Origin of the sequence: Leptospira abararensis (assembly GCF_016918735.1) — a bacterium.
GTDB lineage: Bacteria > Spirochaetota > Leptospiria > Leptospirales > Leptospiraceae > Leptospira_A > Leptospira_A abararensis.
The window spans coordinates 20860-37331 of sequence record NZ_JAFFPR010000054.1; the positions used below are offsets into that span (position 1 = coordinate 20860).

At 40.4% G+C, this 16472-nt stretch carries 14 protein-coding genes; 8 read left to right on the plus strand and 6 right to left on the minus strand.

Annotation, left to right across the window (positions count from 1 at the left end; genetic code table 11):
• Positions 1 to 4: 4 nt before the first annotated feature.
• A complete protein-coding gene (locus tag JWG40_RS15650) occupies positions 5 to 1477 on the minus strand; it encodes a hypothetical protein (RefSeq protein ID WP_205286717.1) in 1473 nt (490 codons plus the stop codon).
• Positions 1478 to 1837: 360 nt separating this feature from the next.
• On the opposite strand from JWG40_RS15650, the gene JWG40_RS15655 reads away from it, so the two are divergent.
• The 6 genes from JWG40_RS15655 to JWG40_RS15680 all read left to right on the plus strand — a co-directional run bounded on the left by JWG40_RS15655 (position 1838) and on the right by JWG40_RS15680 (position 6715).
• Positions 1838 to 2869, plus strand: a complete 1032-nt coding sequence (locus JWG40_RS15655) for a WD40/YVTN/BNR-like repeat-containing protein (RefSeq protein ID WP_205286718.1) — start codon at positions 1838 to 1840, stop codon at positions 2867 to 2869.
• A 478-nt stretch (positions 2870 to 3347) separates the two neighbouring features.
• Positions 3348 to 3878 carry a hypothetical protein gene (locus JWG40_RS15660; RefSeq protein WP_205286719.1) on the plus strand — a complete coding sequence of 177 codons (531 nt, stop codon included), beginning with the start codon at positions 3348 to 3350 and terminating at the stop codon, positions 3876 to 3878.
• Positions 3879 to 4007: 129 nt separating this feature from the next.
• The gene (locus tag JWG40_RS15665; protein ID WP_205286720.1) at positions 4008 to 4448 is read left to right on the plus strand and encodes a hypothetical protein; all 441 of its coding nucleotides are present in this window, start codon (positions 4008 to 4010) and stop codon (positions 4446 to 4448) included.
• A 125-nt stretch (positions 4449 to 4573) separates the two neighbouring features.
• Positions 4574 to 4981 carry a hypothetical protein gene (locus JWG40_RS15670; protein ID WP_332470904.1) on the plus strand — a complete coding sequence of 136 codons (408 nt, stop codon included), beginning with the start codon at positions 4574 to 4576 and terminating at the stop codon, positions 4979 to 4981.
• A 73-nt stretch (positions 4982 to 5054) separates the two neighbouring features.
• A complete protein-coding gene (locus JWG40_RS15675) occupies positions 5055 to 6113 on the plus strand; it encodes an alkaline phosphatase D family protein (RefSeq protein ID WP_205286722.1) in 1059 nt (352 codons plus the stop codon).
• Positions 6114 to 6148: 35 nt separating this feature from the next.
• Positions 6149 to 6715, plus strand: coding sequence for a TetR/AcrR family transcriptional regulator (locus tag JWG40_RS15680; protein WP_205286723.1), 567 nt, complete (start codon positions 6149 to 6151; stop codon positions 6713 to 6715).
• A 43-nt stretch (positions 6716 to 6758) separates the two neighbouring features.
• On the opposite strand, the gene JWG40_RS15685 is transcribed toward JWG40_RS15680, so the two are convergent.
• The 5 genes from JWG40_RS15685 to JWG40_RS15705 all read right to left on the minus strand — a co-directional run bounded on the left by JWG40_RS15685 (position 6759) and on the right by JWG40_RS15705 (position 12876).
• Positions 6759 to 7454, minus strand: coding sequence for a DUF4349 domain-containing protein (locus JWG40_RS15685; protein ID WP_232369428.1), 696 nt, complete (start codon positions 7452 to 7454; stop codon positions 6759 to 6761).
• Positions 7455 to 7600: 146 nt separating this feature from the next.
• The gene (locus JWG40_RS15690) at positions 7601 to 9349 is read right to left on the minus strand and encodes an N-acyl-D-amino-acid deacylase family protein (RefSeq protein WP_205286725.1); all 1749 of its coding nucleotides are present in this window, start codon (positions 9347 to 9349) and stop codon (positions 7601 to 7603) included.
• A 106-nt stretch (positions 9350 to 9455) separates the two neighbouring features.
• The gene (gene leuA2 / locus JWG40_RS15695) at positions 9456 to 10640 is read right to left on the minus strand and encodes a 2-isopropylmalate synthase LeuA2 (RefSeq protein WP_205286726.1); all 1185 of its coding nucleotides are present in this window, start codon (positions 10638 to 10640) and stop codon (positions 9456 to 9458) included.
• A 194-nt stretch (positions 10641 to 10834) separates the two neighbouring features.
• Positions 10835 to 12268: a sodium:solute symporter gene (locus JWG40_RS15700; protein ID WP_205286727.1), complete on the minus strand. Its 1434-nt coding sequence runs from the start codon at positions 12266 to 12268 to the stop codon at positions 10835 to 10837.
• An 8-nt stretch (positions 12269 to 12276) separates the two neighbouring features.
• On the minus strand, positions 12277 to 12876 hold the full coding sequence (locus JWG40_RS15705; RefSeq protein WP_205286728.1) for a CBS domain-containing protein: 600 nt from the start codon (positions 12874 to 12876) through the stop codon (positions 12277 to 12279).
• Positions 12877 to 12997: 121 nt separating this feature from the next.
• Between JWG40_RS15705 and JWG40_RS15710 the strand changes: the two genes are divergently transcribed.
• Complete coding sequence (locus JWG40_RS15710; protein ID WP_205286729.1) at positions 12998 to 14899, plus strand: AMP-dependent synthetase/ligase; 1902 nt, start codon at positions 12998 to 13000, stop codon at positions 14897 to 14899.
• Positions 14896 to 16470, plus strand: coding sequence for an acyl-CoA dehydrogenase family protein (locus JWG40_RS15715; protein WP_205286730.1), 1575 nt, complete (start codon positions 14896 to 14898; stop codon positions 16468 to 16470). Before JWG40_RS15710 ends, JWG40_RS15715 begins: the two co-directional genes overlap by 4 nt.
• Positions 16471 to 16472: the final 2 nt, after the last annotated feature.

The following is a 16472-nucleotide window of genomic DNA, read 5'->3' on the forward strand; positions in this document are numbered from 1 at the left end:
TCGGTTATCTTTGGAAGCGCGAAAAATAGGCATTGGACGACCCAATGCCAAAGGGAATTGGTGAGTCAGCGATAGCGCTACTCGAACTTCCGAAACTGCTAAAGGATCCATCACAATGTTTGATGACAGAAGCTTTATAGTTTTCTTTTCCGGAAATACGATAATCTTCTTTAAGAGAAATTGGATCCAATTCAGAGGCAAATCCAACCAGTTGGTTCACCGAACCGGTGATCAGTACTTTTCCATTTGGCAAAAAACTTCCTTCACTGATCATTACACTTTCTCCAGAGTTGTATACGAAAGAAGAATTTAATAATTGGTCAGAACCATCTAACCGATAGAAGATGGTTGAGTCAATGCCGGTTCCCGGATGGGGAAGGCCTAAACTTGGAACTGGATCCGAATAAAGAGTAGAAGTTAGGATGGTTTGGTCAGCATACACAATCAGTGAGGGAGGTATGTTATCACTTGCACCAACTGTTGTGTCACCTAAGTAACGGTGCCATTGGTAGTTCAGGTTGGCATCAAGTTTCATAACAAGGTTTCCCATGACTCCAGGATATGTATTTTTGCCGTTCAGAAACGAACCGTTCAAATCTGCTTCTACAAGTGCTACGATTATATATCCTTGGCCACCTGGAATTGCTTCTAATCGATAGGGCCTAAAATTACTGATCGCTGGCCCAAAGGGATAATATTTTGTCCAAAGGGCCACTCCGTCATAACTCAATTTTTGGATGAACCAATCGTTATTTGTCGGACTATTTATCAAAGTTCCCGGATTGATTGATGCGCCAGTGGCGATTCCCAATACGTAGAAACCTGATTGATCACTGCTATCTTTAATCTCAGAGATGATCCCAGAGTCAATATTCAATCCATCATTAAAGTATTTACTCCAAAGGATAGTACCATCAATGGAAAGTTTTACGATGGCTGAGTTTGCACCGACTCCTACGTGGGGGGTATTAGCAAAGGGGAGAATGCTTGTTGGAGTAGTTGCATAGGTATACACACCATCATTGTCTCGGAAGATAAGTCCGTTTGGCCGATCCGATCTTTGCCCTAGATACCGAATCCATTGGCGTTCCCCGGCTGCTGAAAATTTTGCAGCTAAAATGTTAAGAGTCGACCCGGGTGTTCCTTGGAAAGGAATCCCTCCTTGTTCAAAATCGTGGTTAGTAAAAGAAAGCCCGTATAGATTGTGAGTATAATCGGCTTTTACTTTGATTGCTCCGGTGAATGCTCCAGCTAACGTAGAAGTTCCCAAAAAACTACCCCAGGGCCCTTGTGCGGGTAAACAAGGGTTACATGGTCCGAGCCCTAGTGCACAACGTAAAACTGCGGTTTCAAAATAGTCTTGCGAATGGGAGTCAGAAGGATTGTTCAGTTGGGAAGGTTTACAAAAAATCAATAAAATAAGGGCAAAGAAAACTATGGGAAATAAAGTCAATGATTTGAAAACGTTTTTTAGCATAAGGAAAGCCTTAATCCCGACAGGGAGACCTCGGCTAACATTATTGGTATCAGCTTGAGATAACAAGAATTTATTGATAAGAATCGATCTACAAAGGTTTTTTTTCCTGAATGAATGGGTCCTAATGAAATGGAAACCATTATAAGAGGGACTCTCTGTCAACTATAGGGAAACCGACGGAGCTAAATTCTTGGAACCTTCGTAGCAAAAAACCATACAAAACAGAAGTTAGATTTAATGCAATCTAACTTATTCTACTATTTGAATATTTCCTAATATTCGTTAAGTGGAAAATGCGATTTGACAATCTACTTGATCCTTCAAATTATGATGGTTAAATTTTAGATGGATGTCCTAAATATGAGAAAAATCTTTCGTTCTGTTCTTTTATCCACTGTGCTTATTTTTTCAGCAATTAATTGCAATCCGGACAAGGAAAATAATGATTCGCTATCTTTATTATTGCTCGGTGCTCTTGCTTCGGCAAATAATTCTGGTGGCGAAGACTTGAGTTGTCAAAATAAAACCTTGAAGTGGACAATAAATACACCTCCGGTTTCGAAGGCATGGTTGTCTGTTGCGTATGGAAATGGACTATTTGCAGCTATTGGAACATCGGGGCCAGCAAACCAAGTGATTACATCACCTGACGGAATCACTTGGACGGGACGTGATATTCCCGAAGGAAATGCCTTTCAGTCGATCACTTTCGGTAACGGTCTTTTTGTAGCAGTATCAGGGACTGGAACCAATCGGGTGGTAACCTCTTCTGATGGGATCACTTGGACAGCACGTTCCGCGGCATTGGTAGCAGGTTGGCAGTCTGTCGCATTTGGGAATGGTATTTTTGTAGCCGTAGCCGCATCGGGAGCAGTGATGACTTCCCCCGATGGAGTCACTTGGACGGCACGGACTGCCGCAGAAGCAAACAATTGGCTGTCAGTGTTCTTTGGAAACGGACAATTTGTAGCTTTGGCAGCGAGCGGAACCAATCGGATCATGACATCCCCAGATGGAATCACTTGGACATCGCGTTCTGCTGTGGAAGCGAACACATGGTTTCCTGGCGCCTACGGTAATGGGATGTATGTAGGGTTAAGTTTGGACGGAACTACTAGAGCTATGTCTTCTCCTGATGGAATCACCTGGACTGCGCGTACGGCTGCAGAGGCTAATGATTGGAGGGGACTTACCTATGCCAAAGGTTTATTTGTAGCCTTGTCAATGACGAGCGGAACGAACCGAATCATGACTTCTCCTGATGGGATCACTTGGACGGGGCAGGCTGCTCCTGAGCAAATTGGATGGAAGGCTATCACCTTTGGAAATAACCGCTTTGTAGCTCTTTCGGCATTTACAGATTTTAAAGCGATGACTGCTAGTTGTGAGTAAACTTTAGCTTTAAGCGTTTAGTGATATTTACGCTAAATACTTTTTTTAAAAAAATATGATAAAATCAAAATTCAGATAAGACATTGGTCTCCTGGGTTTTGGTTTTAATTTAGAAAGAATTTTATCTGTTTATTTCCCTGTTGGTTTCGACCTTTATCTACCTATATTTTTTGGGAAAAACAGAGCTCTTTAATATCTGATTTTGATGATTCTAACGAACAAGAAATTTGTAGTTAAGTTTGAAGATTCAGACTTGGCTAGAGGTTGATATTCTCATTTTAATTGTTTATGATTCAGAACCCAAGGCACCTAACTTGATTAATAGACCATCTCAATGGTTAACAAAATAAGGTTCACAGTCTGACTTTCTCAAAAGTTATCTCATAAGATAAATTCTTTTAGGATCGCTTTTTTCTTAAACTTCGGAACCAAACCAATGTTTCTTTTACCTACTCAGAAAAATATAAGTTGGTAAATTATGTTAAAACATTTGGTTTGGTTATCCTTTTTCTCTTTCTTTTCCTTTGGCTGTTCGATAGACAAAGAAGAGGGCCTCTTCCCTGGCACAAGGATCACGGGAGATCCTTTGGCAGATGCCTTAGTCCTTTCTGTTCTTGCCACTCCTCCTTGTCAGTATTTAACGAATGAAAATGCAAATGTTCCCTTCATTTTGGGTGACGGCCCACTTTCCCTCTGCAGTGTTTCGGCAGTGAGTGGTTCGGTTTCTGTGCAATCCGGTGGAACTTATGAAGTAACGGCAACCACGGGGAGACAGACTCTCACTTCCTCCAGTTGTAACTCGAGCCGATTTGATTTTATTGTTTTTTTGAAGGAAGGAAATACCGACCTTTTTTCATCCTCTCTCAGTTCCAAACAGATTGTTTTGGAAGGAGGAAAGTTGTATTCCCTACAATCGACAGGACTTGTGAATCCATCCGATTACCAATGCCAAGGAAGACCTGTTTCTTCCGCAATCACTCCCTACCGAATCAATTTTCGAAAATTATAATCTGAGAGGTTTTGCCAAGGAATCTTTTGTCTTAGTTATTATCTGGAAAGATTCCTTGGCTCTAGGTAGTTTCCGCAATTGCGGATATCCACCATCGCATAGCTGTTAGTTTCTGGTTATAATGCAATCATGAAACTCTTAGTTGTGATTCTATTCCTTACGATTCATTGCACCAGTCTAGATAAAATGTTAATTTTGGGGATTAAGAATCCTCCCCCAAACGACCGGGGTTATCATCAATATCTTGTGATTAAGGAAACCGGGGAATCCTCGGAATGCCTTCTTCCTTCTAGTGCACAATACCCTTTCCCTCGCATAGGTTATTGTTATGTGGGAGGTCGGGAGCTTCGGTTAGGAAATGTTTCCAATGAATACTTACGGGAACCGTCCTCTTTTATAACGATCATTCCAGGTTATCTCCGTGTAGGTCATGCCAATTCTGAATTCTATAAAGATGTCACACTTGGCCGAGGGCCTTTCCATAACCGTTCCTTAAAAGAAAATATTCTGCGCCAATCCATGCAACAAAGTCTGCCGGGAAAAATTCCAACGATTCAATATTCAAGGTGAGGTAGATTGTGTATCCTAATTTTCACCAAGTTAATATTCTGCGGATTTTAATTCTAATTCTGATGTTTGGATCAATACTCAAATGCAGCACTTTAGATAAAAAAACAGCAATGAGGGGATTCTATGTGACTAACCATCTTCGGCCTCACCAACAATTGACCTATGCTGAAAAACATGGATACAATTCAGAGTGCCTGGTTCTTATGGAAGGGCCGGTTCCCAGTCGGATGGAACCTTGCGCCATCGGGGATAGGCGATCCGGTCGGGATATGTATCAGGAAACAGAAGTGGAAGTGGCAGGAGAATTTTTTCCTGTGGAATGGCCTATCGCTGGGTATATATATGAGTTACATGTAAACAGTGCTTATTACCACGATGTGATCTTATACAGTAGTTCTTTTCATCGAAGAGATTATCCTTGGTTTTTTCCGATGTATTCCTATCGCAATATATATAGCAGACAAGTAATGCGAAATAACATCGGATATTATAATTCAAGGTCACCTTATGGGTTATATATGAGAGGTCGTTAGAAGATTTCCGATTGACTAATAGGGAAAAATTCAAAATAATTTAGGAACATTTCTTAAATTTTGTGAATCCTCTATGAAACGATACTCTCCATTCTATTTCTTTTTTTTATCAGTCATGTTTGTGACTTTGTTTCAATTCCCGATTGAGGGAAAGGATACCGAAAGTTTACATATCGGTTTTGGATCTTGTTTGCATCAAGATAAAGAGAGTCCTATTTTGACCCAATGGGAAAAGGAATCTTTTGATCTCATCCTTTTGTTAGGTGATAATATTTACGCAGATAGTTTGGTTGCCACAGAAAAAATTCCAGCTTACAAAAAACAATTTGAAAGACCTGAATGGAAGTCCATTCGTTCCCAATCGCAAATCCTCGCCGTTTGGGATGACCATGATTATGGAATCAATGACAGTGGTGGTGAATATTTAGATAAAGAAAAGAGTCGCGAAATTTTTATTTCTCAAATGGGATCTTTAATGCCCCAGGGCCAAAGGTTTGGAACAAAGGAGGGAAAAGGGATCTTTCATTCCTACTTTCTCACATTCAAAGAGAAAAAAGTTCATATTGTGATTCCTGACACTCGGTTTTTTCGCTCTCCTTTAAAGAGAAAGTTTTGGTCTTATTTTACGGGTAAAAGTCAATACAGTCCAAATGAAGATGATGAGGCTACACTTCTCGGTGAAGAGCAGTGGACATGGCTGGAAGAAGAATTGAACAAACCCTCTGACCTTCTTGTTTTTGCATCCGGAATCCAGGTGATCCCTACAGAACAACCATTTGAAAAATGGGGAAATTTTCCCAAAGAGAGGGATCGTCTCTTTAGACTTTTAGATTCTGCCAAAACTTCCGATCTGGTCATTCTTTCGGGTGATCGGCATATCGCGGAAATATATGAATATCGCTTCTCAGACAAACGTAAATTCATAGAAATCACTTCAAGCTCTCTCAATCTCCCTTTACCATTTTTACCATTGGAATATGATTCTGAATATAAACTTGGATCTGCGTTTAAGTATGAAAACTATGGATCTTTACTGATTCAATTGAAAGAGGGAAAATTGGTTTGGCGTTCCGAGATCAAAGACAAAATTGGAAACGTAGTCCTTAAATACAATCACAATGATTCTAATTAAAAATATCTCTAAGAAACAATAGGAGGTAACTCATTTTGAAACCCAAACAGAAAATCTTAGAAAGTTCCTTTGCTTTGTTTCGTGAAAAAGGTTTCCAAGCGACAGGAATTGCGGAAATTTTAGATAAGGCCGGAGCCTATAAAAAAACTCTGTATGATCATTTTAAATCCAAAGATGATATTGGATTTGAATACCTAAATTATCTATCCGAACAGCAAAGAGTTGTTATGTTAAAGGTACTGGCAAAGGCAAATGATATGCCTGACTTCATTGAAAAATGGGTCAATTTTATTGTGAGAAACCAACGGAATACCTCTAGAAAGGATTGTCCGATTGCCCTGTTTTCAGGAGAAATCTCCCACTTGAGCCAATTTGATACCTATAGAAACAAAGCGGTTCACCATGTTTTGGAAACTGTGGAGACTTGTATTTTAAACTTCGCCCCAAATTTGCGACAAGACCTTGTAAAGTCTTTGAGTTATGAATTGTATATGAGTTATTTGGGTGGTCTTCGGTTGTATGCCCTAACCAAAGATAGAAAGGTCATTGAACGAATGAAATCACAGATGATTTCCTCTGCAGAGCGCTTAATTAAAAGTTAATTTCCGTTAAGCGCTCTAATTGCATAATTTGTTTGAGTTTTACTCAATCGGGGATTTCTGTTTTTTCTTTTGGAATTTCTTGGACAAACATCCATATAAGACCATCTTTTACTTTTCCTAGGCCAAGATAGAGGTAGTAAAAAGGATAACCTAACGGCCCTGGTTTGTATTCCTTTTGAATCACTGGTTCCCATTTTTGACGAACCTGCACTTGGACAGAAGAAAGTTGCACGGCATTTGCTAGGTATTTTAATCTTCCTTCCCATCTTTCAATAGATTCTGAAACTTTATTTAGTTCCGCTTCTACTTTGAGGATTTCTTCCACGGTTTTTGCCGTTTTTAGAATTTCTAAAAGGCGAACTCTCATTTTCAGCGCGTTCTCCATCCGAATTTCTGTATCAGTATAATCTTCTGTTACATCTTTAGCAGAAACATCTTCTGAATAGTTTTGCGATTGGTTTTTTAGAGTGAATAAAAACTGTTTTAATTTCTCGGCTGGGATCTTTAATTGTACGATTCCATTGGAGCTGTATTGTAGCGCATAACCTCCGTATGATTCTGCAAGTTTGATGATTTCTATGACTTTTGCTTCAATTTCTTTAGATTGTAAATTGACATTCACAGAATACACCATCATCCTTTTTTGGACTTTTGGTTCACTCTGTGTATTTTCTGTTTTAGGGGAGGGAGCAGCAACGGAAGGCGCATAATCCTCGGCTTCGCCGTAAGAGCGGCTCATGTTTTTTCGCTCCATTGATTGGGAGGAGGAACATTGGATTATAAAAAAAGAAAGGGCGATGAATACTAGGAGAGCGAGTCTGTTTTGGGAGAATGCCATGTTGGATACAGAGATTAAGTCCTTCTGTATCCAACCGCAAATCTTTTTTATGTGCCGATTGTGGATTCTAAAAAGCTACCATACCCTTTTTCTTTTCCAAGGGATGCGACGGGTTTTCCCTGATCCACGGCAAGTTTGCCATTGATATAGACTTTTTTGATTGTATCATCGTTACGTCTGACCCAACGTTTGAAGTCTTCCATAAAAGGCATAGGTGCTTCTACATCTTTAGCAAGGGAATCGTCGAGTTTGGTTGGATCAATGAGTACCAAATCGGCCCTTTTCCCTTCTTTGATGTAACCTGCATCAATTCCAAACCAATCTCCAATCTCTCCCGTTAGGCGATTTACTGCTCTCTCTAAAGTCATAAATGGTTTTTTTTCTAACTCTGCATCTCTTACCAATTTCAGCATACGAAGAGGAAAATTGTAATGAGCCATACCACGTAAATGAGCTCCTGCATCCGAAAATCCGATGAGGATATCTGGATAAGATACAATTTTTTGCAGAGGTTCTTTTCTATGGTTTGCCATCACTGTATACCAACGAACTTTGTTGCCGTGTTCGGCGACTAAATCTAGGAAGGCTGTAACAGAATGGATCCCTCTTTCTTTGGCAACGTCATCAATGGATTTTCCAATCAAAGATTTATCGGGTGCATCCACAATCTTTGTTTCACGGAAGTTTCTATGGAAAACACGAGGTAAAAACCAATTGGTCCATTGGCGTTTGAACCAAGACCGGTAAGTTGGATCCTTCATTAATTGTTTTCTTTCGAACTCATCTTCAATATGATTTGCCTTAGCACCAGCCGCAAATTCTTCAAAAACAACTACGTCCATTCCATCGGCATACAAATCAAATGGTTCGGGAAGTGCCTGGAACTTAAAGTCAGACTTGAAGATCGTGTTTGTGATGCGGCCAATGACTCCGAGTAATTTATACAAACCCGGATCAAACTTTACATCCATAAGAGAGATGATGGTGGTTTTTAATGGTTTACGAAAGAGTCCAAAGGCTTCCTTTAAGAACATAAGAACATTGATTTTTGTTGAAACGTTGGGAACACCTTGGAATATTTTTCCTCTTTTTCTCAATGTTTTGTTTAGGTATTGGTATTCACTCCAGTTCGCAAAAGTAGAAGGAAGTGGGCGAGATCTAAATCTAGAACCATCCATTTTGTCCCAAACAAGAGTATTGATCGAAAGACCCATAAAACCTGCGTCCAATGCTTCTTCCAAGTGTTTATTCATAGTTTCTAACTCTTGTTTTGTGGGAACTTCCCCTTTGGTGAGAGATCGTTCGAGTCCCATTACGTGAGCACGAATGGCTGAGTGACCAGCAAACGAAGTTACGTTGGGGCCAAGTGGCATATTGTTTAAATGTTTTTTGTATTCAGTAGCAGAGTTCCAATTTTTTTTACTCTCAAGGATGGATAAAACATTCTTTCTTGGAATGGCTTCCACTCGGCTAAACATATCTGCTAAATCCGTAGGGTCACCCACAGCTAAACTCAATGAACAACTACCTAGAGAAATGGTTGTTACACCATGACGAACTGATTCCGAAAGATCTGGTGCCATTTCGATCTCTGCATCGTAATGGGTATGAAAGTCAATGAACCCAGGGGTAAGCCAAAGGCCTTTGGCATCGACCACAGTTTCCCCAGAGTTTGGACTAAGTTCCGTTTTAGAGATAGTTTGAACCACCCCATCCCTAATTCTCACATCACCGACAAAAGATGGATTTGTGCTACCGTCAAAAATTCTCGCCTGTTTGATGAGAGTGTCTGCCATGAATACCTCCAGAAAAACCAAACGAAATTATGGCAGACTGACAAAGTTTTGTCAATGATTCGAGTGGAATCACACAAAAGATTCTCTGGACGAAAGGCCCCCTTGTTCAGGAGGCAATCATGTAGGGACTCGCCAAATCCACTAACTCTGCTTCGGTGATTTCTCTGTTGTTCTCTTTGGATGAAATTGCCTTAGCTTTTTCAAACAATCTGTGGATTTCTTCGCTTGGAACGACAATCCCTCGATTTTCCAATAAAAATTGAATGGCTCGATGTCCAGATTGGTTGGTAAAGGAGATAGTTTCGGAATCCTTTCTTCCCACAAATTCGGGAGAAAAAGTTCGGTAAGCACCTTTGATTTGTTTAATGGTCTTGGCAACCCCATCTTGGTGGATACCTGACCTATGGGAAAAGATATCCTCACCGATAATCGGTGTCTTTTCTCCAATAGGAATGCCTGTCATCTCTGCAATTCGTTTGGCAGTAGGATAAATTCTTTGGAAGTTGATTCCCAAAGTCTCACCATTTTGGTGTAAAGCGATAGCCGTTTCATACAAATTGGTATTACCTGCTCTTTCTCCCAAACCATTTAAAGCCACTTCGATTTGTTCAGCACCCACATACACACATTCTACGGAAGTGGCAGTTGCCATTCCTAAATCATTGTGAGTATGCACGGAAACTTTGGCTTTGTCCCCTATAAAGTCTTTCATATCCTTTACCATATTCACAAAAATCATGGGCCGGTAACGTTCCACTGTATTGGGTAAGTTGATGATATTAGCACCGGCTTCGATGGCTGCAAGAAAAGCTTCTTTGGTGAATTCAAAATTTTCAATGGCATCTCCGAAATGTTCCCCTGAGAATTGAATTTCTACATCTGGTCCTACGATGGATCTGGCAAAGGAAACAGAGTTTTGGATTTTTTGAATCACTTCGGTTTCAGAAATTTTCAAAACATGGCGAATGGAAAAATCACTGACGGGATAAACGATATGCATTCGTGGTTTGTTTGCATATTGGATGGCTTCCCAGGTTCTTGCAATTTCTGTTTCATTGGCACGTGACAATCCAGCAATAGGAACTCCGGCTGCGGCTCGTTTGGCGAGAGTCCTACTTGCTACAAATTCTGTTTCGTTGGAAGAAGGGAAACCCACTTCGATCCCATCGACATTCAATTCGATAAGTAAATCAAAGACTTCGATTTTTTCTTCTAAGGTCCAGGGTCTACGTAACGCTTGGTTTCCGTCCCGTAAGGTAACGTCTTGGATTTTAATTTGGTTTGGTTTCATAGTTCCTCTACATCCGAGCCACTACCGACCGGAAGGAGGACCAAAAATAAAAAAAGCCCACTTCCCGGTTGGGAGTGGGCTTTGTCACACAGCACGTTCTCCCTCGATCTATAAAAGTTCGAGGAGGAGGAGTAACTGAATGTTATCAGATGATTTCATTGTTAATTTTTAGACGAACTGATCCCTGTTTCCTGTCAATTTTTTTTAAATGCAATGCGGGAAATTTGTACAAGAAAGATTTGGATTCCAAAACCGATCGGGATGAGAAGGGTAAAGGCAATTTGAAAACCGAGTCCAATCGCCACCGTGAGAAGGATGCTCGTTAGAAAAAATGCCGAAAATACGGGGCCGGATACTGGCATTTCTCTTTTCCCTTTGGCTAAAAAGAAAACCGCAATGGATGGCCCGAGGGTATAGGAAAATATGGTGAGTCCCATTTCTAATAGTCCTTTTTCCCAAGTTTGGATGAGAAAATAGGGAACAAGGCTCGAAAGAAACAGAGTCATTCCAAAAAAAAGCGAAAGCATTCGGGGACTAAACCACCGGTCCATTCCCCAATCACGGGCCCAGGTGAGAGAGAGGGAATTGATGGTGGAACTGAGTGTGGACATGGCACTGGCAAGGATGGCTGCCACAAGGATTCCAAGAAGTGGTGAGGGCACTTCATTCACAATGAACTGGCTAAACACTTTGTCAGGAGCCATAGATTGGCCTGCATAAAAAAGATAAAGTAGAGATCCAATGAGGAGAAATAGAATAAATTGAAAGAGGACAACAATCCCACTTCCAATGAGAATTTTCTGACCAGATACTAAGTTTTTTGTGGCGATCACTCGCTGAACAAGCATTAGGTCTGTTCCATGAGATCCAATCGAAATAAAAGCACCACCAATCAAAGCAAATACGATAAAGTAACTATTGTCACCTGATGAAAGATAGTCGAAAATAAATAAATTCCATTTCCCAAGACTCTGAAGTTCTGTTACCCCCGAAATAATTGGAACATTCAATTTATAAATGAGGAGTCCCAGTGCAAAAAATCCACCAAAGATATAAATAAACCACTGAAGTACATCGGTAAATACAATCGCACGAAATCCGCCGACAACGGAGTAGATGATGGTGACGATGCTGAGTGTTGTAAGTGCAATCATTCCTAAAATATCAGAAGAAAGATTAAGGCCCATCCTCTCCAAAAGAAAGGCGATAGGTAAAGAACTAACATACAACCGAATTCCATCTCCGAGAAGTCTAGAAATGGTAAATACAAAAGAGATTGTTTTTTGAGGAGATTTACCAAAACGATTTCCTACATACTCATAGACGGAAATGGTATTTCCAGAAAAATACGATGGCAATAGATAAAGAGCCACAATGGTTCTACCGATCACATATCCAAATGCAATTTCCAAAAACCGGTAGTCCCCTTTGAAAGATAAGGAGGGAATACTTAAAAAAGTTAAACTAGAAGTTTCTGTTGCGACAAGGGATATTAAAAGAAAAATCCAATGGATCTCTTTTTTAGCGAGATAAAAGTCTTCTTCTTTCTCGTTGTTCTTAGCAAAATAAAAACCAAAATAAAAAACGATGAGAAAATAAAAGATAAGAACTAGTAAATCCCAGACCATACAACCCCTTAAGCGATGATATTCAAATTTGGATACTTCAGTAACAAACGAAGTAAATCCGACCTTGTGATCATACCAATAGGTTGATTATCGTCATTTACCACAGGAATACATCCAATTCTTTCTTCTAAAAGGACTTGTGTGACCCCTCGAATTTCCGATCCCGGAGAGCCAACTAATACGCGTTTGATCATAATGTCGGAAACTGGCCAGTCCCTTTCATAAGATTTACTTTTTTCGAGGATATCGCGATCAGAAATAAAACCCACAAGGGTTCCCGTTTCATCGGTAATCGGGAGATGGCGAATCCCTTTTTCCAACATAAAGTCCAAACAGTTGGCTATTGTTTCTGTGGACTTTTGGGTGATGGCAGGAGTCGACATGATCTCGTGCAGGAAATAGACCGTTCTTTCCGTTTGGCCGGCGGATTCTTGGTAAACATCCCCAGGGGAGCGGTGTAAAAAAGAACCAGTAAAAGCATTGGTTGATTCCTCTCCCTCACCAGATATGGATGCAGATTTTCCGCCAGGATGGATTTTGTGGACCCGATCTGCATAAGTGGCCGGCGGATTTGGCAAAATACGCCCATCATGTATCCAAAAGAACATAGTTATGCCCTACCTTTCCGAAAAGTTTGTCAAAAAAAAGAAAAAACTTGCAAAAAACGAACAGTGGTTTTTTATCCATCCTACATTTCTGTAAAGAATCCATACGAAAAGGCAAAACCCCATGATCCAAAACTACGAAAACCTCTACCAAGCATTGGCCCAAGTTGCAGAAACCCTTCCAAACAAAGTTTCCTTTCGGAAGAGAAAATCGGCTACTGAATTCCCTGGGATCAGTTTTGGAGATTTGAAACAGTTTGTCGACCACTTGACTTTGGGTTTTATCGATCTTGGTATCGAGGTGGGCGACCGAATTGGTTTTTTTTGCGATGCCACTGTCAATTGGCTTCGCACCGATATGGCCATCCTCACTTCTGGAGCAGTTGTGGTTCCCAGGGGAACAGACATTGTTCGGGAAGAGATTCTTTATATCCTAAACCATTCGGAAGCCAAATACCTTGTGGTCCAAAAACCAAAGGATAAAAAACGCATCGATGACCTGTTAGGTGATCTTCCCCATTTAAAACAAATTTTTATTCTAGAAACAGACCAAGGGGAATTGTATGAAGGTGAAAATTCTATCCTTTCCATCGTAAAAAAAGGAAAAGATAGATGGAACCGTGACGACAAACAAACGTTAGAAGCTAGGATCAAACAAACTGATCCGGATGCCCTTGCCACTTTGATTTATACTTCAGGAACTACGGGTAATCCAAAAGGTGTGATGTTGTCTCAAAAAGGTTGGATCACCGCCATCCAGAATACAATTTCCCGTTTGGATATGAATTCGAACGACAATGCCGTAAGTTTACTTCCCCCCTGGCATGCATTTGAAAGAGCCATTGAATACGCTGGAATTTTTCTTGGGATCGATTTTTTAGTTTCGAATATGTCATCCTTAAAAGATGACCTAAGGGACTTCCGTCCGACCATTTTCCCTTCCGTTCCTCGGATTTGGGAATCGGTTTATAATGGAATCATTGCCAAAGTTGCTAAAGAAGGTGGATTTAAAGAAAAATTATTCCATTTCTTTTTGAAAGTAGGATCTACCTGGGCCCATTACTATGCCATGTGTTTTGGATTTGAATTCGAAATCAAAAAACCAAATATCTTCGTTTCTCTCGTCAAAAGAACCTATGCGTTTGTCATTTTGACTTTACTTTCTCCTTTGAAACTAATAAGCATCAAAATCTTTTCTGCCATACATAAGGCGTTAGGCGGTAAGATCCGTATTTGTATATCGGCAGGATCGGCCCTCCCCAGTGTAGTGGATGGTTTTTTATCTGCGATTGGACTTAAAGTTTTAGAAGGGTATGGGATGACAGAAACGTCTGCCGTTGTTTCCATTCGTTCCAACACCAAACCAACCAAAGGTACTGTGGGAATTCCTATCGATGGTTATCAAATTCGTTTGAAGGATGATGCAGGTAAGGTGGTGACATCTGTCGGTGCGAAGGGAACTCTTTGGATCAAATCCAAACAAATCCTTAAAGGTTATTACAAACGTCCGGAATTAAACCAAGTAGTTTTTGATGCAGAAGGATTTTTTGATACGGGAGATCTTATGATGATCTCTCATAGAAATGAATTGGTATTTGCGGGTCGTTCCAAAGATACCATTGCTCTGATCGGTGGAGAAAACGTAGAACCCATCCCCATAGAAGACAAACTTCTTACTTCCGCCTTCATTGATCAAGTGATGGTGGTCGGACATGATAAAAAAACTCTTGGAGCACTGATAGTTCCTAACTTCGAAGCAGTGGAAGCTAAAATTCCAGGGATTTCCAAGGAAAAAGCAGGGGAATGGAATTCCCATCCCAAGGTTCGGGAATTATACCGAGCCGAGATTTCACGCATTATATCTCGAGAAAACGGATTCAAAGGTTTTGAGATGGTACCAGCTAACAATTTCTATGTGGTATCTCGTCCCTTTGATCCCGATACTGAAATGACAAGAACTTTAAAAATGAAGCGAAATGTCATTTCGGATGTATTCTCAAAACAAATAGAAGGAATTTACCAATGATACACCCGAAACTGAACCCTTATCTAAATGAGGAGGAAAGAAGTTTTTACAATACAGTCTTCCAATTTTCGGAAGGCAAAGTGTTTCCCTCTGCAGAAGAAAGGGATGAAAAAGAAATTTGGTCAGACGAATTATGGAAAGAATTCAGTAAAGCCGGCCTCACTGGACTTACCATCCCATCGGAATACGGTGGTGAGGAAGCTAGTTGTTTGCAATGTTCGATTGCAACGGATGCTTTTGCATCAGGATGTTTGGATGGGGGGATGGGACTTTCGTGGGTTGCGCATTTGGTGATAGGCACTATGCCCATAATCTTCCAAGGAACCAAAGAACAAAAATCCAAATACCTTCCTAAACTTTCTACGGGAGAATGGATTGCTGGATTTGCATTAACAGAACCTGCTTCTGGATCTGATGCTGCCTCTCTATTAACGAAAGCTGAAGAAGTTGCCGGCGGATGGAAATTAAACGGAACCAAAATGTACATCACCAATGGTCCCGTAGGTCAGGTGTTTATTGTTATGGCGAGAACTTCCGAAAAAGGAAGAGGGCCAATGGGGATCTCTGCTTTCATTGTAGAAAGTAATACACCTGGCTTTAAAGTAAGTAAGGTTTTAAAGAAATTGGGTCACCATACTTCAATGACCGCCGAACTTGTGTTTGAAGATATGATGATTCCAAAAGAAAATCTTCTTGGTCCTTTGAATACTGGTTTTATGCGAATTGGTAAAGAAACTTTGGAATGGGAAAGAACTGTATTTGTCGCCGGCCTTGCTGGTGCTATGGAGTTTTGTTTTCGTAAAGGCCTTCGGTATGCCAATGAACGAGTTCAATTCGGAAAACCTATTTCTAGTTTTTATGGAATGCGTGATATTCTCGTTCGTAACTGGGTATACATACAAGCAGCCAGAAGATTAATTTATTGGGTAGCTGAAAGAAAAGACCGAGGAGTCCCTTCTCCATTAGAAAGTAGTTTGGGGAAACTTATCACATCGGAAATTGCCGAGGACGTTGCTAAGGATTCCGTACAGTTGTTTGGTGGGTATGGATATATGAAGGAATACGCTGTGGAACGATTTTACCGCGATGTGAAATTAGGAACGATCGGCGGTGGGACAAGTGAAATTCAAAGGTCGATCATTTCTTCCTTATATTCAGGAAAAGAGAAGTTTCAAAAAGAATTCGCAAAATTAGAAGAAGAGTCAACACTCACCGACAAAATTCAAAATGTACTCTTTGCTATCATCCTTGCCATGGATGCTGAACCTAACCGTAAAAAGTTACAATCGGTAGAATTTGCTTTTGCAGACGTTTTGTCCATTTTTGTGATTCTTTCTTTGTCAGAAATTGATTTACATAAATCTACAGAATACTATTCTTTCGATGAAAAATTGATGGATCGAAAGTTACTTTCGTATTATCTTGTGGGGAAGTATCTTATGTCATTTACTAGACTTTCCAACTATGTTCCTTCTGAACTGACTCGATTGTGGGAGCATTATTCTCAATTGGGCAATTCCATTGAAGAAACTGTTCAAACTCGTTTCCAGTCGCTTCAGGAACTTTTGTAACC